This is a genomic window from Psychrobacter sp. Sarcosine-3u-12, from assembly GCF_002836005.1.
Classification (GTDB): Bacteria; Pseudomonadota; Gammaproteobacteria; order Pseudomonadales; family Moraxellaceae; genus Psychrobacter; species Psychrobacter okhotskensis.
Genome location: NZ_PJBY01000107.1, coordinates 24370 through 49243, shown reverse-complemented (window position 1 = coordinate 49243; position 24874 = coordinate 24370). Strand labels below are relative to the sequence as shown.

General features: G+C 44.3%; 20 protein-coding genes. 11 read left to right on the top strand and 9 right to left on the bottom strand.

Annotation, left to right across the window (positions count from 1 at the left end; genetic code table 11):
* Nucleotides 1-246 precede the first annotated feature (246 nt).
* From greA to CXF65_RS11490, 7 genes are all read left to right on the top strand, one after another.
* The gene (gene greA, locus CXF65_RS11520) at nucleotides 247-723 is read left to right on the top strand and encodes a transcription elongation factor GreA (protein ID WP_101212130.1); all 477 of its coding nucleotides are present in this window, start codon (nucleotides 247-249) and stop codon (nucleotides 721-723) included.
* Nucleotides 724-1052: 329 nt separating this feature from the next.
* Nucleotides 1053-1967, top strand: a complete 915-nt coding sequence (locus tag CXF65_RS11515) for a hypothetical protein (protein ID WP_025651056.1) — start codon at nucleotides 1053-1055, stop codon at nucleotides 1965-1967.
* A 184-nt stretch (nucleotides 1968-2151) separates the two neighbouring features.
* Nucleotides 2152-2766, top strand: coding sequence for a hypothetical protein (locus CXF65_RS11510; RefSeq protein WP_025668829.1), 615 nt, complete (start codon nucleotides 2152-2154; stop codon nucleotides 2764-2766).
* A 117-nt stretch (nucleotides 2767-2883) separates the two neighbouring features.
* Nucleotides 2884-4152, top strand: a complete 1269-nt coding sequence (locus tag CXF65_RS11505; RefSeq protein ID WP_101212129.1) for a putative DNA modification/repair radical SAM protein — start codon at nucleotides 2884-2886, stop codon at nucleotides 4150-4152.
* Between the two features lie 79 nt (nucleotides 4153-4231).
* Nucleotides 4232-5104: a TIGR03915 family putative DNA repair protein gene (locus tag CXF65_RS11500; protein WP_101212128.1), complete on the top strand. Its 873-nt coding sequence runs from the start codon at nucleotides 4232-4234 to the stop codon at nucleotides 5102-5104.
* A gap of 154 nt (nucleotides 5105-5258) precedes the next feature.
* Entirely contained in the window at nucleotides 5259-6602 is a 1344-nt protein-coding gene (locus CXF65_RS11495) for a glycosyltransferase (protein WP_101212127.1), read from the top strand.
* Nucleotides 6603-7130: 528 nt separating this feature from the next.
* On the top strand, nucleotides 7131-8504 hold the full coding sequence (locus tag CXF65_RS11490; RefSeq protein ID WP_025651051.1) for an NAD-dependent succinate-semialdehyde dehydrogenase: 1374 nt from the start codon (nucleotides 7131-7133) through the stop codon (nucleotides 8502-8504).
* Between the two features lie 82 nt (nucleotides 8505-8586).
* Here the strand turns inward: CXF65_RS11490 and CXF65_RS11485 are convergent, their stop codons facing one another.
* From CXF65_RS11485 to CXF65_RS11475, 3 genes are all read right to left on the bottom strand, one after another.
* Nucleotides 8587-10029 (bottom strand): APC family permease, encoded by a 1443-nt coding sequence (locus tag CXF65_RS11485; RefSeq protein ID WP_101212126.1) that lies wholly within the window; start codon nucleotides 10027-10029, stop codon nucleotides 8587-8589.
* 375 nt (nucleotides 10030-10404) lie between these two features.
* On the bottom strand, nucleotides 10405-11667 hold the full coding sequence (gene gabT, locus CXF65_RS11480; protein WP_101212143.1) for a 4-aminobutyrate--2-oxoglutarate transaminase: 1263 nt from the start codon (nucleotides 11665-11667) through the stop codon (nucleotides 10405-10407).
* Between the two features lie 129 nt (nucleotides 11668-11796).
* On the bottom strand, nucleotides 11797-13263 hold the full coding sequence (locus CXF65_RS11475) for an NAD-dependent succinate-semialdehyde dehydrogenase (RefSeq protein ID WP_101212125.1): 1467 nt from the start codon (nucleotides 13261-13263) through the stop codon (nucleotides 11797-11799).
* Between the two features lie 338 nt (nucleotides 13264-13601).
* Between CXF65_RS11475 and CXF65_RS11470 the strand changes: the two genes are divergently transcribed.
* The gene (locus tag CXF65_RS11470) at nucleotides 13602-14372 is read left to right on the top strand and encodes an IclR family transcriptional regulator (protein ID WP_025651254.1); all 771 of its coding nucleotides are present in this window, start codon (nucleotides 13602-13604) and stop codon (nucleotides 14370-14372) included.
* Between the two features lie 40 nt (nucleotides 14373-14412).
* On the opposite strand, the gene CXF65_RS11465 is transcribed toward CXF65_RS11470, so the two are convergent.
* Together CXF65_RS11465 and CXF65_RS11460 are read right to left on the bottom strand one after the other, a co-directional pair.
* Complete coding sequence (locus CXF65_RS11465) at nucleotides 14413-15621, bottom strand: CaiB/BaiF CoA transferase family protein (RefSeq protein ID WP_101212142.1); 1209 nt, start codon at nucleotides 15619-15621, stop codon at nucleotides 14413-14415.
* 186 nt (nucleotides 15622-15807) lie between these two features.
* Nucleotides 15808-16992, bottom strand: coding sequence for an acyl-CoA dehydrogenase (locus CXF65_RS11460; protein ID WP_101212124.1), 1185 nt, complete (start codon nucleotides 16990-16992; stop codon nucleotides 15808-15810).
* 176 nt (nucleotides 16993-17168) lie between these two features.
* Here CXF65_RS11460 and CXF65_RS11455 point away from each other — a divergent pair, with 176 nt between their 5' ends.
* On the top strand, nucleotides 17169-17996 hold the full coding sequence (locus CXF65_RS11455; protein ID WP_101212123.1) for an IclR family transcriptional regulator: 828 nt from the start codon (nucleotides 17169-17171) through the stop codon (nucleotides 17994-17996).
* Nucleotides 17997-18069: 73 nt separating this feature from the next.
* On the opposite strand, the gene CXF65_RS11450 is transcribed toward CXF65_RS11455, so the two are convergent.
* From CXF65_RS11450 to CXF65_RS11440, 3 genes are read right to left on the bottom strand one after another with little or no spacing between them, the layout of a single operon-like run.
* A complete protein-coding gene (locus CXF65_RS11450; protein ID WP_101212122.1) occupies nucleotides 18070-19062 on the bottom strand; it encodes a hypothetical protein in 993 nt (330 codons plus the stop codon).
* 23 nt (nucleotides 19063-19085) lie between these two features.
* The gene (locus CXF65_RS11445; RefSeq protein ID WP_025651259.1) at nucleotides 19086-19949 is read right to left on the bottom strand and encodes a hypothetical protein; all 864 of its coding nucleotides are present in this window, start codon (nucleotides 19947-19949) and stop codon (nucleotides 19086-19088) included.
* A gap of 18 nt (nucleotides 19950-19967) precedes the next feature.
* Nucleotides 19968-20168: a hypothetical protein gene (locus CXF65_RS11440; protein WP_156915637.1), complete on the bottom strand. Its 201-nt coding sequence runs from the start codon at nucleotides 20166-20168 to the stop codon at nucleotides 19968-19970.
* A 266-nt stretch (nucleotides 20169-20434) separates the two neighbouring features.
* Here CXF65_RS11440 and CXF65_RS11435 point away from each other — a divergent pair, with 266 nt between their 5' ends.
* Both CXF65_RS11435 and CXF65_RS11430 read left to right on the top strand, forming a co-directional pair.
* On the top strand, nucleotides 20435-22249 hold the full coding sequence (locus CXF65_RS11435) for an FMN-binding glutamate synthase family protein (protein WP_101212121.1): 1815 nt from the start codon (nucleotides 20435-20437) through the stop codon (nucleotides 22247-22249).
* 105 nt (nucleotides 22250-22354) lie between these two features.
* Nucleotides 22355-23167, top strand: a complete 813-nt coding sequence (locus CXF65_RS11430; protein ID WP_101212120.1) for a phosphodiester glycosidase family protein — start codon at nucleotides 22355-22357, stop codon at nucleotides 23165-23167.
* Between the two features lie 139 nt (nucleotides 23168-23306).
* On the opposite strand, the gene CXF65_RS11425 is transcribed toward CXF65_RS11430, so the two are convergent.
* Nucleotides 23307-24503 carry a globin domain-containing protein gene (locus tag CXF65_RS11425; protein WP_101212119.1) on the bottom strand — a complete coding sequence of 399 codons (1197 nt, stop codon included), beginning with the start codon at nucleotides 24501-24503 and terminating at the stop codon, nucleotides 23307-23309.
* Nucleotides 24504-24874 lie beyond the last annotated feature (371 nt).

The window sequence follows — 24874 nt, the reverse complement described above, 5'->3', positions numbered from 1 at the left end:
AAAGCAACATGACAGACCCAAAAAGCATAGTGGCTAAACTGCGACTATGCTTTTTATTACGTAAGCTTAAATACGTATAGGTTTAAAATTAATGATTTATAAGTGACAACCAATTTACTTGTTAAGCACGCTTAACATCAGCCTTTTATATTTCAAACCCATTACATTATAATAATAACGCCAACACCATCTCACTATTCACCAAGAGTAGGAGGTGGTGTGGTGTTATTGGTTTAAGGAAAAAATATGCAACGTTATCCCATGACTCCGCAAGGACACGCGGCTTTAGAAGCCGAACTAAAACAGTTAAAAAGTATCGACCGTCCCCGCATCACTGCCTCTATTGCTGAAGCCCGCGAACACGGTGATCTAAAAGAAAATGCTGAATATCATGCCGCACGCGAGCAGCAAGGATTTTGCGAAGCGCGTATTCGTGATATCGAAGCCAAGCTTGGCGGCGCGCAAGTGATTGACCCTGCAACATTGCCTAAGGAAGGCCGTGTGGTATTCGGCGTGAGCGTCGTTATCGAAAACATGGATACCGGAGAAGAAAAACAATACAAAATCGTTGGTGATGACGAAGCAGACTTTAAAGCGGGTAAAATCTCAGTCAATTCACCGATCGCACGTGGTTTGATTGGTAAGTCTGAAGGCGATGAAGCACGTATTGAAACGCCAAAAGGCGTGGTCGAATACGAAGTGATGAAAGTTATTTACGACTAATATGACAGACTTTTCTGCGCGTTTTTATAAAAAATAAGTGTTATAAAAGCATTTCTCTATAACAGTTACACAATGTCACTTTTATAGTCAATTTGTTTTGACGCATAATCGTTAAAGACTAAAGCGCGAAGCACAGTTTTTATGTACTTCGACTAAAAATAATGACGGCGCGATAGTTACACTTAACTGTCATCAATACTCAATACCCTCGTTATTTGGCATGCCTTACCGTGTCATTTAACGGGGGTTTTGCTTGTTTAGGCATTATTTTTTGCTGCTTTTTATTTTCTGCAACTGCCACATTTACTGTTATTTTTGAGGAGTCTATTATGACCACGAAATTTTGTACACCAACAGCAATAACCCCTACCGTATCGGCACTACTAGCAGGCATAGTACTTGCTGCATCTTCAGCCCATGCCGCACCTGAAATCGCTATTAGCTCATCTGCTGGCGGTAGCACCACTGTGGTCGAGCAATACTCTGATGGCAAAACAGCCACTATTACTGCCACACCGAACGGTATCACGATGCAAGATGGTATGCCTTATGCGGTGACTCAAGTAACGACTGTGCCACGCTACGTGGTCCGTCAAGCTGGTAGTAACGGTATAAACAATACAATCGTTACTCAAGGTAGCACCACGGTTACGAGCGTACCTGTGACTAACCAAGTCACCAATCAAACCAGCAAGGTTGATGTCATAGCCGTGCCGACGACTAGCGTGACGCAAGTATCGCCTGTGACGACGGCTACCCAATTGCCAGTCATCAATACGCCAACGACAACCGTAGTAACGAACCAACCTGCAACGACGCAAATAGTATCTACGTCTTTAGATACCTTGCAGCTAACCCCGACCTTTAGCACGCCTGATGTGGTGAATGCACAAACCAAAGTGATGAAAATATTAAAAAACAAAGATGGTCGTGAAATGGCCGTACCAGCCAATCATATCGCCCCCGGTGACGTCATCGAATACCACACTACTTATACCAACACCACGGCACAACCCGTCACTGACATCAATGCGATGGTGTCATTACCAAATGGCGTGCAGCTAGTGTCATTAAACAGCCCACTCCCAACGCTTGCGACAACAGGCGGCGACAGTTATCAGGCTATCCAACAAGTTGGCAATACTGTAGTCATCACGGAAAATTACTCTGGACTCAAATGGAACTTGGTAGATCTTCCTGCTAACGCACCGCAAACGGTTGTTATACGTGCGAAGGTTCAGTAAAAATTAGATTTGAAAGTTTATATTTGAAAATATTGTTATTTAATAAATCTTAAAATTAGTAAAAGGTCTTGCCGGCTAATTTCTTAGTCAGCAAGACCTTTTTGATGAGTGTACCTTATTCCTTAACAACCAACCTTTTGCTATAGTGCTATTAACTCAAAACAAATATCCGGTCATTATTTCCATGTATAAATTTACTCCTCTCTATTCATTGGTTTTTATTATTTATAGCTGTATTTTGAGTTCTATATCTTGGGCTGAAGCTGCCGAACCAAAATTTGACGCTAGCTTTTATATGTCGAAAATTTGTACTGCCTATATGAGTAAAGACGGTCATGAATATTGCGATGATGGTTATATCCTTAAAAGCGAAACGTTAAATAATGGCGAAGTAATAGAAACTGTGCTTATGGATGGAATAGGTCATTACGGCTGGAACCATATTTCGCTTAAAAAAATCGATAAAGATACTTATCATGTCTATATCGGCTGTGGCAATCCGTGCGGTGCTAACATGCTATTTGGTCGTGGCAGCAAGGAGCAATACTTTGGCCGTTCTTTCACCTTTGACCTAAACAGTCGATGTAGCGTTAGATATAATAATGATAAACAATTATGGACGGCTAGCCGATTTTTTTCAGATAAAGAAATCGATTTTCCTTCGACCTATGACCCTGACGCTTTTGCAGCTTACCCCAAGTACAACGTCGAGTTTGATAAAAAAGGACGTCTCATTGTCAAAGAATACTTCTCAGAAGAAGTGGTTCAAACCTTGCCTAATCCCTGCACCTTTAATTAAAAATCTCATAAATAGCACGACAACAGTTGTCGCATGAAATCAATATTTCTTCAATAATTACAGTGACTTACAAGACAGTTTGCTAAAATAATAGCCAATAAATGAATTGGTAATCTTATGGCCACCATCAATTATGAACGACTACAAGGCAAGCTCAATATTTTAGCGGATGCTGCTAAATATGATGTTTCTTGCTCATCCTCCGCTGGTACGCGCAAAAACCAAGGCGGTGGTCTGGGCGATGCTTCTGCAACTGGTATTTGTCACAGCTATACTGAAGATGGTCGCTGCGTCAGCCTGCTTAAAATCCTCTTAACCAATCACTGTATTTACGACTGTGCTTATTGCACCTCACGTAAAAGTAATGACACCCCGCGCGCGGCTTTTAGCGTCGAGGAAGTCGTTGATTTAACCATGCAGTTTTATCGTCGTAACTATATCGAAGGGCTGTTTCTGAGCTCAGGTATTTTTAAAAGTGGCGATTATACGATGGAGCGCTTGGTTGAGGTCGCTAAGATATTACGTACCCGTGAGCGTTTTAATGGCTATATCCATTTAAAGACCATTCCCGGTGCATCAAAAGAGCTGCTATTAGAAGCTGGTCTTTATGCTGACCGCTTAAGCGTTAATATCGAGATTCCGACCAAATCTGGCTTGGCTTTACTCGCACCAGAGAAGTCGCATGATGAATTAAAAGCACCGATGGAAACGGTCAAAGAAGAAATTATTACTATTCGTGAGAGCCGTAAAACCCATAAGAAAGCGCCGAAATTTGTGCCTGCAGGTCAGACCAGTCAGATGATTGTTGGCGCGAGTAACGAGACTGACTTGCAAGTAATTCAGCTATCTAGTCATTTTTATAAACAGTATGATCTTAAGCGCGTTTACTACTCTGGCTATGTACCGATGTTGTCCGACAGTCGCTTGCCAGCGATTGGAACGCCCGTGCCGATGATACGTGAAAACCGCCTTTATCAAGCGGATTGGCTGATGCGTTTTTATGGTTTTGGCGCGCATGAAATCGTTGAACCTGACTCGCCGTTCTTAGATTTGGACTGTGATCCAAAGCTTGCTTGGGCAATCCGCCACCGTGAGCATTTCCCGGTCAATATTCAGACAGCGAGCTACGAGATGATTGTACGCATCCCAGGTATTGGTACCAAAACGGCCAAAAAGATAGTGAAAGCGCGCAAGTTTAATCAGTTAACGCTTTATCATCTAAAAAAGATGGGCGCAGCGGTTAACCGTGCCAAATACTTTATTGCAACAACGGGTAAGAATGAACATTTAGCGCATTTAACCCGTGATAACTTCCGCCAATATGTACTGGCGCAAACGCAGACCAAGTATAAAGATCAACGTAGTGGTCAATTGGCGCTATTTTAAAAACCATTTAGAACGAGTATTTAGAAAAACTGTCTTTAAAATCAGCCATAACATTTTTAGAGTTATCTTAGGATAGACAATGTCGATACTTGCTCAACACATAACGTATTCTGTCGGTCACTTAATGCCCAGTATTGTGCTTTATGAGCCAAGTTTTGAAGGTTGGCTGAGTGCCGTTTTTTATGTCTATGCTAATAAGTTACAGGACGATGCATCCTTACAGATAATTGCTGAGGATTGTTATGTACCGTCATTAATCTCACAAGCGACAAGTGTTGCCACTGATGAAGACAAAGCCGAACGCGTACTAACCAAGCTGCATAAGCTTTTGGGACGCTCGGGTATGCGCAATATTCTCTGGGGATTTTTATCAGAAAAAGACAATATCGGCACCACTTTATTTCAAGTGGTTAAATATGCCATTGACTACCCTAGCCGCCCTATTATGGAAGATTTGGGTAACCTAAATGTCTTGGAGCTGGTACAAACCGTCAAATCGGTCGGTCGTGAGAAGCATCGTATGGAAGCCTTTGTGCGCTTTGAGCATACCACTGACGACATTTACTTTGCCCGCGTTGAGCCTGACTTTAATGTTTTGCCATTGATTGGTGAGCACTTTCGTCAGCGTTATCAAGACCAGCATTGGGCGATTTATGATTTGACTCGTAATTATGGTATTTATTATGACAAAAGCCAAAGCACGCCCAAACGCCCCGCTGCCCTGCAAACGATTACTGACCTTGATGATGCAGTACTGCGTAATCCTGCCAGCATTCATAGTCCTGATGAGCAGCGCTATCAAAGATTTTGGCAGGGTTACTTTACCAACGTCAATATCAAAGAGCGTAAAAACCCGCGTTTGCATAAGCAATATTTGCCGCAGCGCTATTGGAAATACCTAAGCGAAAAACAAGTACTGCCCAATGCTGAGCATCTGCAAAAACGTCGCTAAGGTAGTCATACGTTTTTGACCCAATAAGAGTGTCTATTACTTATTTGCTAAACGACTCAAAAACCAAACGCCTCTTTTACGCTTCATGGTTGAGTTTTTTGCGCTTTTAACTGACAATAGCAGTTTAATATTTTAACCGGTGACCCACGCTATTATGAAAGTTATGCGCTTACTGTCGTCTTTAAAGCATGATGAATCCGAGCGCGGTATTTTTCATCTCGGGCGCGCACTGGTCAAAAATGGCCATACCTCTATCATTGTCTCTAGCGCGGACTATGACAATGATTTGGTAAAACGCTTAGAGCGTGACGGCAATCTCTATCATCAGCTTTATATGAATAAAAAGTCTTGGCTATCCCTGCTCCAAGTCAGCGCCTTACGACGCCTCATCGAGAAGTATAATCCTGACGTCATTCATGTGCACTCGCGTACGCCTGCGTGGATATTACATTTGGCACTACGCCGCGCGCGCGTTAAACGTCCGCCAAAGCTAGTGTCGACCATGTATGGCTTTTATCCCATCAATAAATACTCACAGGCGTTGCTCGATGTCGATACCATTATCACAGTGTCAGATAGTGTCACCAACTATCTAAAAAAAGGACTGCGCCGCGAAGACGTCGATCCCAAAGTCATTAAGCGTATCTACCGCGGTATCGATACCCGTCGCTATCCTTATCGCCACAATCCGTCTGTCTATTGGCTGCGGCATACCTTTGCCGAATATCCTGAGCTTGAGCATAAAAAGTGGCTGGTGTTTCCGACCGTAATCGGTAACGAATACGGGCAAGAATGGCTCATCGATATATTGGGCAATCTGCAAGAACAATTTCCTAATATCCACGCCATTATTATGGACGATGACTTTAGAGATGGTGATGTCGCCCACGAAGACTTTCGTCAGCGCACCAATACCTTGGGACTTGCTGAGCGCATCACTTACGTCGGCAGCAAACGCAATGATATGCGTGAATGGTTGTCAGCGGCCAATATTGTTATGGCGCTTGCCAATGAGCCCGAATCAATTGGTATCAATGCGCTGCAAGCCATTCATTTAGGGACGCCTGTGATTGGCTGGGATCAGGCAGCATTTAGTGAAATTCTACAGCCGCTCTACCCGCAAGGCTTGGTAAAAAAATACAATGCCAATGCCTTGTGTAAAGCGGTTAGGAACCAGCTAGAAAGCGTAACGCGTCCAGAGATGACCAATCAATTTACCATGCGCGAGATGATCGAAGAAACGCTTGCCGTCTATCAAGGCTTATATGATGAATCGCTAGTAGAAGAGCAAGCGGCAGCTGATGCGGCAGCGGTACGAAGAATTAAAAAGAGCCTAAAGAAGTCTGCTAAGCTTACCCTTGCACCCACGCACAAAAATACTGGGTCGATTTATATCAAGCCTGAGCGTATTAATACTAATGGCAAGGCAAAGCTACTCAAAAAAGAGGATAAAACGGGTCATATAGCAAAGTCTACTGAGGAAGATCTCAAGCTCTAAATAAACCTCCAAATTCACTGTACAAAACCTCATCGAATGACGTCAACAGCCTTCTGTTTATCCTTTATTATCGTCAAATATAGAAACCTCTCCTGATACGCAGTGGTATTTCATTACCTAAACTCGACATATTTTGTCCCCCTTCTATAGCAAATCCTTAACCTGTCATTATTCCTTCATTATTTGCCAATACAATGATATTTCTGGTATTTTAATGACTATATACCTTGAAAAACCCTTTGCGTGTCATCAGGTAGTGGGAGTAAGAAAGACATGGTTCTAGGCGGCGGCCACATTACTATTATTACTCAACCTCAGCCGTCAAGTAATAACACTACAATGACAGCGCTATTAAAATGCTAGAGTCATTGTAGATGTTTTGGCACTCTTTTTACGAATCTGAAAACTATAAAATGACTGACAACCATAAGAACAATCCACGCGCTTTATGATAAAAAATAGAGTAATTTGCCACACAATCAAAAATGGATCTTAATCCAAGGACATTTTAAACTAAAGGACATAACTATGAGCGAATATCAAGTTAGCAACCCATCTACAGGTGAAATTGAAGCCACTTATCCTACAGCGACTGAGCAAGATATCCAGAATGCCATTGAGCAAGCGGATAATGCGTATCAGGACTGGCAAAAAACGTCGCTTAGCGAACGTAGTGTTATATTAAATAAAGTCGCTGACCTCTATATTGAGCGCCAAGACGAGCTAGCACGTATCGTTGCCAACGAAATGGGCAAGCCTGTCGCACAAGCCAAAGGTGAAATCCAGCTAGTTGCCGAAATTTATCGTTATTACGCAGACAACGCAGCGCAGCTATTAGCACCAAATAAGATTGATGTTGCAGAAGGTTCAGCCTCGGTAGAAAAACTACCAGTTGGTGTGTTACTTGGCATCATGCCATGGAACTATCCACATTATCAGGTAGCACGTTTTGTCGCACCGAACTTTATGGCAGGTAATACGGTCATTCTAAAACATGCACCGCAATGCCCTAATACGGCAGAAGTCATCGCTGAGATGCTGACAGAAGCAGGCTTGCCTAATGGCGTGTATAACAATGTTTTTGCTACTAACGATCAAGCAGCAACGATTATTGAAGACACTAGAGTTCAAGGTATTTCTTTGACAGGCTCTGAACGTGCAGGACAAGCGGTTGCAAAAATAGCAGGCGGCGCACTTAAAAAAGTCGTTTTAGAACTTGGCGGCTCTGATGCCTTTATCGTTGCAGCAGATGCTGACATCGAACAAGCCGTACAAGGTGCGATCACAGGTCGTTTCGGTAATACTGGCCAGGCTTGTAATGCTGCTAAGCGTTTAATTATCGTCGAAAGCGTTTACGACCAGTTTGTTAAAGGCTTTACTGACGCCGTACGTGGCATGAGCCTAGCTGATCCACAAAGTGAAGATACTTTCATTGGTCCGATGTCTTCGAAGGCCGCAGCAACCAACTTGCAAGAGCAGTTAGACAATGCTGTTAAAGCTGGTGCAACCGTTCTAGTCGAAGGCGGCATAGTCAAAGACAAGCCCGGTGCTTGGTTTGCACCTGCTGTATTGACAGACGTCAATGATTCAATGGATGTTTATAGTCAAGAGTTGTTCGGTCCTGTCGCCGTTATCTACAAAGCGGATGACATTGCACATGCTATCAAAATTGCTAATGATGTGCCTTTTGGTTTGGGTGCTTCTATCCAAACTCAAGATGCCGCATTGGCAGCAGAGATTGCTGAGCAATTAGAAGTGGGTATGGTAACTATTAATGCTCCTTCTGGTACCGAAGCCAACACTCCATTCGGTGGCGTTAAACGCTCAGGATTTGGTCGCGAGCTAGGTACTCTTGGTATTACAGAATTTCTAAACTACAAGTTGATCCGCGATAAATCGTAATCAATAGCGTATTTTTTAGATAAACAAAAAGCCTAACATTAAATGTTAGGCTTTTTTATGCATGATCATTGATAAAAAAATCTTATCGTTTAGGTGGGTTATCTTTTAGCCACAACTGGTTAACAATTTTTAATTCACGTAGCTCTTCTGCCATAATTGACTCACTAATACCCGGATACTTGATCCTTGCATAGCCATATAATGCAATACCTAGCACAGTCCAGCCAAAGAAAATCCACCATTCAATGGGTGTTAGCGCCGATGGCATACCTGGCATATATAACATCAATAAACCAAAACTTAGTGCAATCGTAACCATACCAACGAGCTTACCTGCTGGTATTTTAAATGGACGTACCATATCAGGTTCGCGGTAGCGTAGTACTAGGAATGAGATAGCGACACAGGTATAAGCAATAACGATACCAAAGCCACCGGCATCGACGATCCAAACCAGCATTTTACGACCAAATAATGGCGCTAATGTCGCCAAACCACCGATTAATAGAATGGCATTCGACGGCGTCTTATACTTTGGATGTAGCTTGCTCAAGAAGGCAGGCAACATACGTGCTTTTGACATGGCGTATAGTAGACGACTACCACCGATTAAGAAGGCATTCCAGCTTGATAAAATCCCAAGCACACCGCCAATCACCAGCAAAATTCCTGCCCACTTACCTTGCCATGCATTGGTCATCGCATCAGCAGTAGCAAGGGTTGAGTCCTCTGCTTGTACAAGTGGCAGCGTCGTCCCCACGCTCCAAGCAATACCCACATACCACATCACCGCAACGACGATAGAGATGATCAAAAACTTACCGATATTAGGACGAGTTAGATCGATCTCTTCTGCTGCCTGCGGGATAACGTCAAAACCAACAAACATAAAAGGCACCATGACGATGACCGCCATCATACCGCCGATACCACCAATAAACGCGGGCGCTTGTATCGAATTTGAGCCCTCAGGATTGAACAAGACCGCACCGATAAACAGTAATGTACCGACGAATAAAATGCCCAATACCGCCGTTTTTTGAAACCAAGCACTGACTTCCATACCGCGTATATTTAGCCACGTCACAATAATTGAGCCGAGCATCCCGACGCCTACCCAGGTGGCATAGACATCCCAACCAGCGATGGTCCACAGATACCCTTGGTTATAGTTGGGAATGAAATACTCTACGACGGTCGGTAAAGCAACTGCCTCAAAAGCGACCACTGAAAAATAACCGAACAGAATACTCCACGAACAAATAAAGGAGACATTCACCCCTAGTGCTCGGTGCGTATAAGTATGCTCACCGCCCGTAATCGGCATGGAGGCCGCCAGCTCAGCATAAGTCACACCAATCAGTATCACTGCCAAACCGCCAATAAAGAACGCCAGCATCGCGCCCCATGTCCCAGCAGATAAAATCCAGCCTCCTGCCAAGACTACCCAGCCCCAACCGACCATAGCTCCGAATGCTAAGGCAATAATATCTAGCGTCCCTAACGATTTTTTTAATTCAGACATAACTTGCTCCTTGTCTGTGTGTCGTCCGTGTTAACCTTTTATGGCCACACTATTTATGGCCACACTATGTTTTGTTTAATGGGCTAGCACCCATCATAATTATCATATATACCTTTTGATTCAAGCTGTCATATACTACAGTCAGAGCACTTTTAAACCGCTACGGTGTTACCCGCCCTAGATGTACTCAATGTACTATCTGCGGTCGGTCGCCTTATAGCGATTTTAAAATTCCTTGACTATACCTGTTTGAGATTCAAATAGCAGAGACAGCAACGGCGTCTTGACTTGCAAGGCGCCGTTGTAAAAAATGTACTCAAAGCGAGTGCCATATGGGCAATCTTGCTGTTCTATCAACTATGGGCTCAATAGTTATTAAGCCGTTAGAATACCTTTGATGATATCTAACCCTTCTTGCAATACTTCATCTTCAACGGTCAGCGGCACCATCACACGAATAGCGTTACCAAACATACCGCACGAGGCCAATAGTAGACCTTGCTCGAATGCTTTGGCTTTTAAGTTAGTAGTCGCCTCAACATCAGGCTTGCCGTTACTGTCGATTAATTCAAACGCAAGCATCGCGCCTTTATGACGAATATGACCGATGCTACTTAGGTTTAAATCCTTTAAGAATGCTTCGATTTTGTCTCCAATCTCAATACTACGCTCAAGCAGGTTCTCTTCTTCGATGACTTCCATCACTGCCAATGCAGCAACACACGCCAATGGGTTACCAGAATAAGTACCGCCCAAACCACCTACTTGCGGCGCATCCATAATATCAGCGCGACCGATAACGGCAGAAATAGGATAACCACCTGCCAAGCTCTTGGCACTGGTCATCAAGTCCGGCTCAACGCCTAACTGCTCACTGGCGAACAACGTACCCGTACGCGCAAAACCACACTGCACTTCATCAAAAATCAGTACGATACCATGCTCATCACAAATCTCGCGTAAGGCTTTGGCAAATGATGGCGTCACTTGATGGAAACCACCCTCGCCTTGTACTGGCTCGATAATCATCGCCGCCACTTCACTAGGATCGATATCCGCTTGAAAGATCATCTCAAGGCTATGCAATGCTTGTGCTTCGGTGACGTTCAGCTCTTCTGCTGGGAATAGCGCATGAAAGACAGGACCAGGCATCGGACCAAAGTTCTTTTTGTACGGCAATACTTTACCCGTCAGACTCATGCACATTAAGGTACGACCATGCCAGCCACCAACGAAAGAGATGACACCCGGACGACCAGTTTTTGCACGAGCAATTTTGATACAGTTTTCAACCGCTTCTGCGCCAGTGGTTAAAAAGAACGCTTTTTTCTCACCGCTGATAGGGGCTTTTTCGCAAAGCTTTTCGGCAAGATCGACATAGCATTCATAGTTAATCATTTGTGCCGCAGTATGGGTAAACTTATCAAGTTGCTCATGGACACGCTGAGTGATTTTCGGATGGCTGTGACCAGTATTGAGTACTGAGATACCGCCGACGAAATCGATATAGCGATTGCCTTCCACATCCCAAACTTCAGAGTTTTTGGCTTTTTCTGCGAAGATAGGAAAGGCAACACCAAGTCCTGTTGGTAAAACGGCTTTGCGGCGCGCAAGTAATGATTGATTGGTGGTCGTCATGGGAATGTCCTTTTCTTTATTTTTAATATGAGCGCCATTGATTAGATGGTCGCTCATTTAACAAGCATTAGGTGCTAGGTAAGAGGTGCTTTTAATAAACAGCTTACAGTGCGGCGTTGAAATCAAACATTAGCTGACGTCAGAACACCAATATTTGGTCACGACATATTCTTCGATGCCGTATTTCGAGCCTTCACGGCCAAAGCCAGACTGCTTGACGCCACCAAATGGCGCAACTTCAGTAGATATCAAACCAGTGTTGTGGCCGATAATGCCGTACTCAAGACCTTCGGTGACGCGCCATGAGCGTGCATAATCGCCACTATAGAAGTAAGCGGCCAAACCATAAATCGTGTCGTTGGCTTGACGGATGGCTTCTGCTTCATCGTCAAAAACGAATATCGTCGCGATAGGACCAAAAATCTCTTCAGCAGCGATATCCATGTCGGTACTGATATTGGTAATGACGGTTGGGTTAAAGCTAAGCGGAGAAGCGTCATTTTTGTCACCACCAGTGACTAAGTGCGCGCCTTTATCCAAGGCATCTTTTAATAACGCTTGTACTTTTTCTAAGCCCTTTTCATTGATTAAAGGACCAATATTAACGCCCTCATCCATGCCATTACCGACGTTAAGTGCTTCAACTTTTTTCACAAAAATATCGAGGAATTTATCTTTGATACTGGCTTGTACGTAGACACGGTTGGCACATACGCACGTTTGACCAGCGTTGCGGAATTTGGAGGCAATTAAACCATCAGCGGCTTTTTCGAGATCGGCATCATCAAAGACGATAAAGGGCGCATTGCCACCCAATTCTAGAGACAATTTTTTGATGGTTGGTGCGCACTGTGCCATCAAGGTACGACCGACTTCAGTAGAACCGGTGAACGATAGCTTTTGAATACGGGCATCACCCGTTAAGATTTCACCGATGACCGATGATTTGCCCGTCACTACTTGAATGACGCCTGCTGGGATACCAGCTTGCTCAGCTAATACACCAAGGGCTAAGGCCGAAAACGGGGTTTCGGTGGCAGGTTTGATGATGATGCTACAGCCAGAAGCCAAAGCAGGAGCCGCTTTACGGGTAATCATTGCCGCAGGGAAGTTCCAAGGCGTAATTGCTGCACAGACACCGACCGGTTGCTTTAAAACAACGTGGCGCAGTTGTGATTGATTGGCGGGGATGACATCGCCGTAGACGCGCTTACCTTCTTCGGCAAACCAGCGAATAAAGCTGTTGGCATAACCAATCTCACCACGTGATTCCGTCAATGGTTTACCTTGTTCGGCAGTCATAAGAATCGCGAGATCTTCTTTGTTTTCATCAATAAGATCGGCCCACTTTTGCAGTAGCTCGGCACGTTCTTTGGCCGTTTTTTCCGCCCATGATACTTGCGCTTCATGAGAGTAAGCGACCGCTTCATCGACGTCTTGTTTGGTTAAGCTTGGCACCGTACCGATGACTTCGCCATTAAAAGGATTGGTCACATCGATAGTCGCGCCGTCACTGGCATCTTGCCAGCCGTCTTTAATGAAGCACTGCTGTTTTAGTAGCTCTGAATTCGATAGGGTTAGCGTATTTTTTGGCATCGTAACACTCCATGTTGGTCGTGATTTGCGCATTTATTATGGGTAAGCTATTTAACAATTTGATAATGTGGCCATTTAAAGTGAAAACTCAAAACTATGCCATTTTAAAAGTACGGCAACACCATTCATTGTTAGTAAGCTCATTATAAGAGACTAAAAATTAAAACGATCAGTCAGTAATAATTATTGCTCATCTGTATTTTGTTCAATATACTGAACATTAATTCTATATATGAGACGTCATTATAAGAATGATACGTCACTATTTGCAACCTTTATTCAGATTATTTTGAGTATTCTCTTAACTATTTTTGTTTTTACTTTTTTATAGGCGACTTATGAGCACAACGGCCGTTCCAGCATTGGACAAAACCTTTCAGATTTTAGATTTGATTACAGCAAGTCAACAGCCCTTGACTGCCGCTTATATCGCCAAGCAATTAAAGCTGCCGCGCAGTTCAACCCATAACATTTTGCAAAGCTTGCTGGCCAAGCATGTCATCTATAAAGATAGCGACAGCCGCTTTCATTTAGGCTCCTATCTGATGTATTGGGCCGGCAAGTATGAGCAGCAGCAAGGCGTCATCCAGCTATTTAAAGACCTCATCGTGCAGTATCCTATACTCATGCAGCATACCGTTACCTTATCCAAACTTGACTTGGGCGAAGTAGTATTTTTGGCCTGTCATGAAGCGCCTGCCCCGCTCGGCTTTACCTTCCGTGCTGGTGTGCGCGTGCCAGCGGTATTTTCAGCGACTGGCAAAGCGATGTTGTCTACGCTCTCCATCCAAACCATCGAATCCTTGTACGAAGGTATCTTCCCTGAACCACTGACGCCAAACGGTGTCGATAACTTTGCGGACTTATCTACTGAGATGGCCGCCATTCATGACAGTCGTATCTCACTCGATGACGGGCAATTACGCGAAGGTATGTACTGCTTGGGTACTTATATTCGCAATGCGTCAGGCAATGCCGTTGCAGGTATGGCGGTTAGCTTTTTGCAGGCAGAGTACGAGTCTAAGTATGCTGAGGTCAGTGCTGTGCTGATTGAATTGGCACAGCAAATTGAGCAGCGTTTGGGTTTTAAAGAGGAGCATTTGGCTTAGCTGTTTAATAAACGTCTCAAACAGTCAAATGAGCCATTAACTAAACAATCCCATCCGCTTTAAGCTTGGCAATCATCTCGCTGTCGTAACCCAAATCAGCAAGCGTGCTATCGGTATGCTCGCTCAATTGCGGTGGCGGCGTACGATAGCTGACAGGTGATGCAGAAAGCTTAATGGGATTACCCAGTGCTCTAACAGGACTACCCTGCTCACTAAAATCAACAATCATCTCGCGTGCCAATGCTTGCGGCATGGCTAAAGCTTCGGCCACGTTATGAATAGCACCGCACGGAATGCCTGCTTGATCCAATACCTCTAACCAATAGTTGCGTGGTTGCTCGCCGAACTTTTTGGCCAGCTCATTACATAGCAGCTCACGATTGGCAACGCGTTGCGGATTGGTCGTAAAGCGGCTGTCGCTATGCCAATCAATACCCAATACGTCACAAAGCTTGGCAAACTGGCTGTCATTACCACAGGCTAAGATAAAGTGCGCCTCCCCCTGACCAGCAAACACTTGATAAGGCACGATATTGGGATGCTGATTACCCAGTCTTGGCGGTACATCACCTGAGGCTAAATGATTCATACCGACGTTCGCTAACATCGCCAGTGCACTGTCAAGCAATGCTACATCGACATGTTGTCCAAATCCGGTATGCTGACGTGCCAGCAGTGCCGCTTGAATACCAATGGTCAGCTGCAAGCCTGCAAACAAATCAACGACGGCCACACCAACCTTGTGCGGTTCGCCGTCGCTTGGCCCAGTAATACTCATTAGTCCTGATAGCCCTTGAATAATATAGTCGTAACCGGGGCGCTTGGCGTCGGGACCTGTCTGACCAAAACCCGTCAATGACGCATAAATCAGACGTGGATTGGCTTGTTTTAAACTGTCGTAATCTAAGCCGTATTTCTTTAAACCACCCACCTTAAAGTTCTCAACGACAATATCGCTATCAGCAATGAGCTGTTTGATAATGGCCTGTCCTGCCGGTTTAGTAATATCGACGGTAAGCGATTTTTTATTGCGGTTAATAGTAGCGTAATAAGCGGAAGTGTCATCGCTGAATTTTGGCGGCGCCCAATGACGCGTTTCATCGCCGATATGTGGACGCTCAACTTTTATGACTTCTGCGCCCAGATCAGCAAGTACTTGTGTGCAAGAAGGGCCCGCCAATACTCTCGATAAATCCAGTACCTTGATACCATGCAACGCGCCCTCTGGCATATTAGCTCTATCAGTCATAATCATCCCTTATTTTGTAGCGTATCCTTTGGTTTTTTGATCATAAAACTGTTCTGCATCATTTAGCCGCTTAACGGTTAAATCATGAAGAACAACTGAAAAACGTACGCTACTGCCTATAACTGCTTCGTAAAAAGCAAAACAATAACGTACGTCACAAAATACAGTTGTATCAATTAAAAACGCTTAAAAGAACGCTTGAATACCCGTCTGTGCACGACCTAAGATGAGCGCATGAATATCATGCGTCCCTTCATAAGTGTTGACCGCCTCTAGGTTCATGACGTGACGGATGATGTGATACTCATCAGAGATACCGTTACCGCCATGCATATCACGAGCGATACGCGCGACATCCAGCGCTTTACCACAGTTATTACGCTTAATCAGCGAAATCATCTCAGGCGCTGCATTGTCTTCATCCATCAGACGCCCAACACGTAGCGCTGCCTGTAGACCCAACGTGATTTCAGTTTGCATATTGGCAAGCTTCAACTGCACGAGCTGCGTCGCGGCTAGCGGACGACCAAACTGCTTGCGATCTAGCGTGTATTGACGAGCCGCTTTCCAGCAAAACTCAGCCGCGCCCATTGAGCCCCAAGCGATACCGTAACGGGCTTTATTTAAGCAACCAAACGGCCCTTTTAGACCACGGATATCTGGGAAGGCATTGGCTTCGGGAACGAACACTTTGTCCATGACAATCTCGCCCGTGACTGATGCACGCAGTGAGAACTTCCCTTCAATCTTCGGCGCTGATAAGCCTTTCATGCCTTTATCTAAGATAAAACCACGAATATCACCAGCGTCATCTTTTGCCCACACCACAAACACATCCGCGATAGGACTGTTGGTAATCCACATCTTATTACCCGTCAGCTCATAACCGCCATCCACTGCACGCGCACGAGTCGACATCGATGAAGGATCAGAGCCGGAATCTGGCTCAGTCAGACCAAAGCAGCCGACATATTCGCCTGAAGCCAGCTTCGGCAAATATTGCTCTCTTTGCTCTTCGGTGCCGTACGCCCAAATAGGATGCATGACCAAGCTTGACTGTACACTCATCGCTGAACGATAGCCCGAGTCAACCGCTTCAATTTCTTTGGCAATCAAGCCGTAAGCGACACTAGACAAACCGGCACAGCCATAACCTTCAATCGTCACCCCAAGTAAGCCCATCTCACCCATTTGGCGCATGATATTACGATCAAAGTTCTCGTTGCGATTGGCCTCTAAAATACCAGGCATCAGCTCTTTTTGAAAAAACTGACGAGCACTTTCAGTGACCATGCGCTCTTCGTCAGTCAGCTGATCGCGTAATAAAAAAGGATCTTCCCAATCAAAACGTGGGCTAGTAGATGTTGCCATGTGGAGCTCCTTGGTGTCAGTCATCCTGACCGACGAGTAATGAATGAGATATGAACTAACTTAGTAAGATATTGACTTCTTAATTCCGCTGTGCGAAACTTAGTTTCATAATATAAAACTATTTAAGCAAAATTTAGCCGCGTTGTAAACCTTTATCAAAAAAATATGAGTATAAAATGACAAAACCCTTATCAACAGTTACTCCACTACTCGAACGCATGCATACAACAATGAGTCAAAACAAGGAAGAGAATGACCGACAGTTTGTGACGGCATTGGGACGGGGACTGATCATACTGGCGGCTTTTGAGCACCATGAGCGGCTCACCCATCAACAGCTATGTCAGATGACCGAACTACCGAAAGCAACCATTACTCGCCTTATCCATACTTTGACTACGCTTGGTTTTTTACGTGTCACTGAGCACGGACAGTATCAACTGGGCAGTAGTGCGGTACGTCTCAGTGCGACCGCATGGAGTCGTCATGACATGGTGGCAGCGGCTGAACCATTATTAAGGCAGTTCGCCAGTGAGAATGAAGTATCGGTGAATTTGGCAACCGAAGTCGAAGGAGAAATGCGCTATCACGCCTGCTGCCGCAGCCCTGCTCGACTATCAGTCAACTTGCAAGTTGGCTCAGCCGTCCCTGTGGCACGCACTGCTATCGGACGTGCTTTTTATGCGGTAAGCTCACAAGCGAGACAGGCGGTCATCATTAGTAATCTACAAGAAAATTTATCTGCTAAAGAACTCGACCATGCGCAAACAGCCCTAACCAGCGCGGCAGAGCATTATGAAAAATACGGCTATACCGTGTCTGATGGGGAGTTTTCTACTGACATATTAGCAGTCGCGGTTGGGGTATTTGATGTCGCAACGGGACACTATGCTTATTCGCTGAATGCCAGTGTGCCAAGTGCTAACTGGAAAGCGGACGACTATGCGGCAATGATAGTGCCTAAGTTGCAGGCATTAGCGGAGCGGATTGGTGGTGGGGTTTAAAACAGTAATATGGTGAAGATATAAGCCTTCCAGCCAGTCATAATTTTTCTATTGATATAAACTAAAGAGCTGGTTAATTGGCTGGCTCTTTAGCGTCCAGTACCCACACCGCATCATGCCCGACGAAATACGTATGATGGTCCGCAACTTCTATGTTATAGACATGGTCTTCATAAGGATTGGGGCAGACATCGTTATAGCGTCGCATCTGCTCGTGAATACTATCTTCTGATAATCCTGTTGCATCACCATATTTATCAATAGTATATAGCGCTATTTCATGAGACTTTTTATTGGTAATCTTATTTTCTCTTACTATCCTACCTTCATACATTAACGGAGCGTTTACAAACTCAATATAACGCTCTAAAGAATGAGCGGACGGAGTCATATCTTGAACTAAGCGGACATTCAATGTTTTATAAAGATCAGAGTCTATAATAAAGGGTGCCTTTTCATTGATGAGCAACTTGGCATCAGAGGTTTTCCAATTAAGTGTTTTAATTTCTTCTTTGAACGCTTCTTCTGTATTGGCTAAACTGACAAACTGATAGCCACTATCCGTAAATTTCACAAACTGAATCAGGCCATCTGTTTCCCACATGCCATGCTCTTCGATACTTTGAGTATAAGCACAGCCTTCAGGGTAGTTCGGTAAAGTACGCACAGGTATAAACGAGTAATCATCTAGCGCAATCGTATCACCATGAGCAGACGTTAGATATCCAGCTGGTAAACGCTCCGCCGACAACCATTCACCTTCCGTGCCTTCAGGCTGGCGAGTTACCCAAAATGGGTGGTTGCTGGTACATAAGATATAGTTTCTACCCTTCTCACCTTGCTTGGCTACCGTTTCGTTAAAGTATTCAACTTTAAAGATTCTTTCCTTTTTCGGGGATGTAAAGGTACTTATGACAGGCTTATATTCTATGTCACCACTACCCTGTTCGGGCTTGAAGAGTACAGGCTTTGATAAAATTAAGTCACCTACTTTAATATCCTGAATCGGCACTAGACCTCTATCCGTATGGACGATCGTTCCCGCGACAAACCCTGAATTGGTCATTAGCTTTCCTTTTACTGTTTTTATTATTTATGGGACTGGTTGACCACATTGGTGTTATGCACCCATAGTCCTGCTCGACCAATGAAGTAGGTATGATTGTCTGCCACCTCAAAGTTATAGACGGTTGCGTTATAAGGGATAGGCGCGCCTTGATTATCCTTTAAGTGGTTCGTTATCAGTATTTTACCTTTTTCGTCTTTGATACCAATGTCGAGATAACCGTGTTGCTGGTAATAGCTGACGTCTTTAACATAGCCCGTACCCTTATATTCTGCCTCACTGTAGTCGAGCATATGCGCTTCGGCATCTTGCACATAATCATCGTAGTAACCCTCATGATAGTGCTCTTGATACCAGTAATGATTTGGATTGAATTCTAAATTATCATTAGCGACTTGATAGGTAGGTTGCACACGCTCAACGGTATACATCACGCCATCGGTATTCACAGCAATTTCATACTGCTGTAGTTCGTCCACACGTTTAAAGTGAGGCTGATCATAGAAATCAATATCTTCCTGTGGGTTTTCCATGGCACCAACGACCCAAACAGGGTGATTGGGCGTCGCTAGAAAATGACTAATGGGACTAGCTGCTTGAATTTTTTCATCGACAAGCAGATAGTTGTGAATATCAAAATTTTCATCATCTGGTTTTAATCTATAAGGCGAAGTATTATTTTTCTCTAAACGCACGATCCACATCTCTTTGTCTTTATGCACAAAGGTCTTGAGCACTGGCTTATACTCTATGTCACCGCTACCATCTTCAGGCTTGGAGAGTACAGGCTTTGATAAAACTAAGTCGCCCACTTTGATATCTTGAATTGGCACTAAACCTTTGTCTGTAAGAATCAAAGTCCCTGCCACAAATCCTGTGTTGTTCATGTCTTATCCTTTTTAATATTATCGTTTTAACCCATCAAACCTCAGCCCAAACTTTAGCAGATACTTACGCAGTCGGTCGCTGTCGTTATTGCTTTTCAGCTGAGTTCTGGAGTTGGCGTACAGATAGCGCCCAGCCGCCGCTTGGTTTCTATGGTTGATACAAACCTCAATCACATATGCCAATTGCACCGCATCAAATGGATCAATAGTTGTCAGCATGTCTTCATCTAGATATTTTATTAAAATATTATGGCTACCCTGCTCGATGGTTTTGCTGTTTAAAGTAACATATGGGCTATTTTTAATCACTTTATTGCATATACTGTCATTACTTATTTGTGCAATCGAACTAATGCCGCTCCTAATGAAAGTGATTTTGGCAAGCTGTTACCCATTGATACCGACGTAATGACCTCATGCGTGTATGATGTACGCGACAAATGTAAGCATCTTATCTATATCAATCATTACTATTGAGCCTCGTTATGCCTGAATCTCGTACCAATCTGAACCCTGAACCCAAAACCAGCTCGCCGTATTTTATCGGATTATTACTTCGCTATAGCACGTTTGGCGCGGCGATTTTAATTCTGTTAGCGGGTTTATTGTTGGTAAGTTGGTGGCTGATTGTTATCGGTGGTTTGGCTGTGGCGCTTGGTATCTATGACTTGATTCAGTCCAAGCACGCGATATTGAGCAACTACCCTGTCGCTGGACATATTCGCTATGTGTTGGAAGATTTCCGTCCTGAGATACGCCAGTACTTGCTTGAGGACGATAAAGAACAAGTACCGTTTTCACGCCAGCAGCGTGCACTAGTATATCAACGTGCTAAGAACGTCAGTGATACCAATGCCTTTGGTACGTTGGACAATCTATATACTCATGGTAAAGAGTGGTTTTTGCAATCTACCATCAGTGCACCACTAGAGAACAAAGACTTCCGTATCATGGTAGGCGGTGAGCGTTGTCAGCAGCCGCACGATATGTCGGTATTCAATATCTCTGCAATGAGCTTTGGCAGCCTGTCAGCGAACGCTATCATGGCACTCAATCAAGGCGCAAAATTGGGCGGATTTACTCATGACACGGGCGAAGGCGCTATCAGCCCTTATCATCGTAAGTTCGGTGGCGATTTGATTTGGGAGTTGGGTACGGGTTATTTTGGTTGCCGTGATAATGATGGCAACTTTGATCCACAGTCTTTCGCTGAAAAAGCCGTCGATCCGCAAGTTAAGATGATTGAAATTAAGCTTTCACAAGGTGCCAAGCCTGGTAAAGGTGGCGTCCTACCCTCTAGCAAGATCACGCAAGAGATTGCGGACACGCGCCAAGTGCCTACGGGTCAAGACTGCATTTCGCCCTCTTCGCATAGCGCATTTAGCACCCCGCGCGAGCTGGTCGCCTTTTGGCAGCAGCTACGTGATTTATCAGGCGGCAAGCCAGTTGGCTTTAAGCTATGTATTGGTCAACCATGGCAGTTTATGGCGATTGTCAAAGCGATGATAGAGGCGGATAACTATCCTGATTTTATCGTTATTGATGGTGCAGAAGGCGGCACAGGTGCAGCGCCTGTCGAGTTTATGGACAATGTCGGCATGCCAATGGTTGAAGGGTTTTTGCTCGTACATAATACCTTAGTCGGTGCAGGTATTCGTGACAAAATTAAGCTTGGCGTCAGTGGCAAGATCGTATCAGGCTTTGATATTGCGCGCATGATTGCGCTAGGTGCCGATTGGTGTAACTCAGCACGTGGCTTTATGTTTGCGGTTGGCTGCATTCAGTCGCGCTCTTGTCATACCAACACTTGCCCAACGGGTGTAGCTACCCAAGATCCATATCGTCAAAAGGCGCTCGACGTCCCTAGTAAAGCTGAGCGTGTTGCAAGTTTCCATAAAAACACGCTAAAATCGCTTGCCAGTATCGTAGGTGCGGTCGGTTTACAGCATCCTAGCCAATTACAGCCGTATCATATTGCACGCCGCTTAGACGATGGGCAGATTAAGCTGTTATCCAAATTCTTCTACTTTACTGATAAAGGCGCATTGCTCGATCATAGTGCCCGTGCCGATGTATTTAACCAGATGTGGGTCATGGCAAACCCTGATAGCTTCTTAGCCAATAATGACGCACTCATTGCTTATAACAAAGACTCGCGTGATAAGGGCAAGGAAACTGGCGCGCCAACAGAACACAGCGCTGGGTATAATTCTGAGCACTTGACCAATCTCACCGATGGTGGACGATTAATTGGTAATGTGAACAATACAATCCGTGACTTCCCGCCTACTAGCGATTGATTCAGCGCCTAAATCGTTGTTCTTAAAAAGTAGTAATGAAGGTGTAATTAAGCAGTAGATAGCCACCAAACTTAAATAATTTGTATATTAAAAGACGCGTGATTGATGCCAAGTTCTATTTTTACCTTATCCCTATCAACGATAGTGCTTACGCTAGGCCTTAGTGCCTGCCAGCAGACAAATCCTGACGCAGCTAGCAGCGACACCGATAGCTGGTCGTGCCAGACTAAAGACACGCCTTTTACTTATAGTGTTTGCCGTGTGGATGCTACCGCGTTAGCGAGCGAGCGTTATTCATTACAACTGTTTTGGCAATCTTCTGATAACAATAAGCCTTTGCTAACCTTTGATGCGTTGTTGGCCACATTACCGAACAATGAGAGTCTCAACTTTGCAATGAATGCAGGCATGTATAATGAAAACTATGCGCCGATTGGCTATACCGTCATCGAAGGCAAAGAACTCAAATCGCTAAATACAAAAGAAGGTGGCGGTAATTTTCATCTATTACCTAATGGGGTTATGTGGTGGGACAAAGCTGGCACAGTGCAAATCACCGAAAGTAATGCGTTAAATGAGCAGCTAAACAATGGTGATGTGCAGCCTTGGTATGCGACGCAATCGGGTCCTATGTTGGTCATCAATAACGAGATACACCCACGGTTCAACCCTGATAGCAGCTCAATCAAACTGCGTAATGGTGCAGGCGTTTGCCGTGATGGCGGTATACAGCTCGTTAATAGCGATGAGCCTGTAACCTTTTATCAGTTTGCAGAGCTATTTAAAGATGAGCTGGGTTGTTCAAACGCGCTGTTTTTAGACGGTGGTATTGCCTCAGCATTGTATGCGCCTAGTATCGATAAGCAAGATAAAAAAGAGATGGGCGTGATGATTGGATTGGTTGAAAATAAAGAGTAATGTACCCTGATACTCTTTTTTTCAGCTAAGATTAAAAAAGCACTTAGCGTGATTATTTCATGCTAAGTGCTTTTTTATTGCTGGCAATAGTCGGCTAGCAGTAACAGCTAGCTAACTATTAACGAAACCAAGCTAAAAACTAGCCACCCAAGCTCATCTTAGGGCCAAATGGTTCGTAGTGGACGCTATCGACACCATGATCTAATGCTACTAACCCATCAATCATGCTCTCCATAAATGGCATCGAGCCGCATACATAGATATCAGCAGGCTTAGGCAAGGTAGCAAGCCACGCGGCATCCAATAACTGCCCAGACTCAAAGTAAAATATATGCTTTTCTACACTCTCAGCCTGTTCGAGTAACTTACTAACTTGATCAGAAAAAGCATGATGAGCGATATTTTGACAGGCATAAACCCAGATAATAGGTCGTTTCGGATTGGTCAATACTTGCGCTTCTAACATGGATAATACAGGGGTCACGCCAACACCAGCACTCATCAATACCAATGGAATCTCATTTTGCTCAACCAGCTCTTGGTTGAGCGCAAAGTCGCCCGCCGGTGCCGACAATAGAACGGTATCACCCACTTCTAAATCATCATGTAGATAGTTAGAAACCAAACCGTGATGCTCATTACGGTTGTCGCGTCTCACAGCGAACTGGACGCCTGTATCGGTACTGGCAGAGTACAAAGAATAATGACGCAGGGCAACATGGTCGCTGGCCTTTGGATCTGTTTTGACCGTGATATATTGACCAGCGGTTAGATTTAATTTACTCAGGTCAATACTTTGTGTACTTTCTGAATACTCGTTCACTGGCACAACCGTAAAGGCGGCGATATCCGTGGCAGCCGCTACCTTTTCAGTCACTTTAAAAGGTGCAAAACCCTGCCACATCGCCTCTTCATACATACCATGTTCAATCTGGATAAATACCGAAGCAATCTCATCATAAGCTTCCGTCCAAGCCGTAATGATATCATCATTGGCAGCCTCGCCTAGCACTTCTTTAATGGCACCGATTAAGTGCTTACCAACGATGGGGTAATGCTCAGGCAAGATTTGTAACGCGCGATGCTTGTGACTGATTTGGGTGACCTGTGGCAGTAGCGTCGCCAATTTATCCAAATGCTTTGCCGCTGCTAATACTGTCATCGCTAACGCGGTTTGTTGACGGCCTAGCTTTTGATTGGTTTCGTTGAATATGTCCAACAGCTCAGGATGCTCTTCAAACATGTTTTTATAAAATACTGTTGTAATCGCTGTCCCATGTTCTTCAAGGACGGGTACGGTTGCTTTTACGATTTCTAACGTTTTTGGTGAAGCCATAATATCTCTCTTAGTGATGTATAACATTGCTTGGATAAGGTTAAAGTTAAGTTGTCAGCGGTGATTAGAATTGCCTAAATCAATCAAACATTTTGGCAATTCTAATTGAAGGGCTGACATAAATCTTTATAAGATATATTTAAAATGAATCTTATCATGTTTGTCTACGCATACCAATACTGAATCAGTATTTTCAGTTATTTTTAGCATGATTGGCTTTTAGAGTGACAAGTTTTTAAAGTAACAGGCTTTTAGAATAAGTATCTCTGATTACTACTCTGGTAAAAACCAACAAAGCTGCAAACGGACGCTTATTTTGTGCCAAAAAAAGCAGCCATTATGAGCTTATAATGGCTGCTTGATTAGAGTCT

Bases quoted from the DNA above. Each gene is read 5' to 3' on its own strand.
- greA (WP_101212130.1), top strand. From the start codon at position 247: ATGCAACGTTATCCCATGACTCCGCAAGGACACGCGGCTTTAGAAGCC.
- CXF65_RS11515 (WP_025651056.1), top strand. From the start codon at position 1,053: ATGACCACGAAATTTTGTACACCAACAGCAATAACCCCTACCGTATCG.
- CXF65_RS11510 (WP_025668829.1), top strand. From the start codon at position 2,152: ATGTATAAATTTACTCCTCTCTATTCATTGGTTTTTATTATTTATAGC.
- CXF65_RS11505 (WP_101212129.1), top strand. From the start codon at position 2,884: ATGGCCACCATCAATTATGAACGACTACAAGGCAAGCTCAATATTTTA.
- CXF65_RS11500 (WP_101212128.1), top strand. From the start codon at position 4,232: ATGTCGATACTTGCTCAACACATAACGTATTCTGTCGGTCACTTAATG.
- CXF65_RS11495 (WP_101212127.1), top strand. From the start codon at position 5,259: ATGAAAGTTATGCGCTTACTGTCGTCTTTAAAGCATGATGAATCCGAG.
- CXF65_RS11490 (WP_025651051.1), top strand. From the start codon at position 7,131: ATGAGCGAATATCAAGTTAGCAACCCATCTACAGGTGAAATTGAAGCC.
- CXF65_RS11485 (WP_101212126.1), bottom strand. From the start codon at position 10,029: ATGTCTGAATTAAAAAAATCGTTAGGGACGCTAGATATTATTGCCTTA.
- gabT (WP_101212143.1), bottom strand. From the start codon at position 11,667: ATGACGACCACCAATCAATCATTACTTGCGCGCCGCAAAGCCGTTTTA.
- CXF65_RS11475 (WP_101212125.1), bottom strand. From the start codon at position 13,263: ATGCCAAAAAATACGCTAACCCTATCGAATTCAGAGCTACTAAAACAG.
- CXF65_RS11470 (WP_025651254.1), top strand. From the start codon at position 13,602: ATGAGCACAACGGCCGTTCCAGCATTGGACAAAACCTTTCAGATTTTA.
- CXF65_RS11465 (WP_101212142.1), bottom strand. From the start codon at position 15,621: ATGACTGATAGAGCTAATATGCCAGAGGGCGCGTTGCATGGTATCAAG.
- CXF65_RS11460 (WP_101212124.1), bottom strand. From the start codon at position 16,992: ATGGCAACATCTACTAGCCCACGTTTTGATTGGGAAGATCCTTTTTTA.
- CXF65_RS11455 (WP_101212123.1), top strand. From the start codon at position 17,169: ATGACAAAACCCTTATCAACAGTTACTCCACTACTCGAACGCATGCAT.
- CXF65_RS11450 (WP_101212122.1), bottom strand. From the start codon at position 19,062: ATGACCAATTCAGGGTTTGTCGCGGGAACGATCGTCCATACGGATAGA.
- CXF65_RS11445 (WP_025651259.1), bottom strand. From the start codon at position 19,949: ATGAACAACACAGGATTTGTGGCAGGGACTTTGATTCTTACAGACAAA.
- CXF65_RS11440 (WP_156915637.1), bottom strand. From the start codon at position 20,168: ATGCTGACAACTATTGATCCATTTGATGCGGTGCAATTGGCATATGTG.
- CXF65_RS11435 (WP_101212121.1), top strand. From the start codon at position 20,435: ATGCCTGAATCTCGTACCAATCTGAACCCTGAACCCAAAACCAGCTCG.
- CXF65_RS11430 (WP_101212120.1), top strand. From the start codon at position 22,355: ATGCCAAGTTCTATTTTTACCTTATCCCTATCAACGATAGTGCTTACG.
- CXF65_RS11425 (WP_101212119.1), bottom strand. From the start codon at position 24,503: ATGGCTTCACCAAAAACGTTAGAAATCGTAAAAGCAACCGTACCCGTC.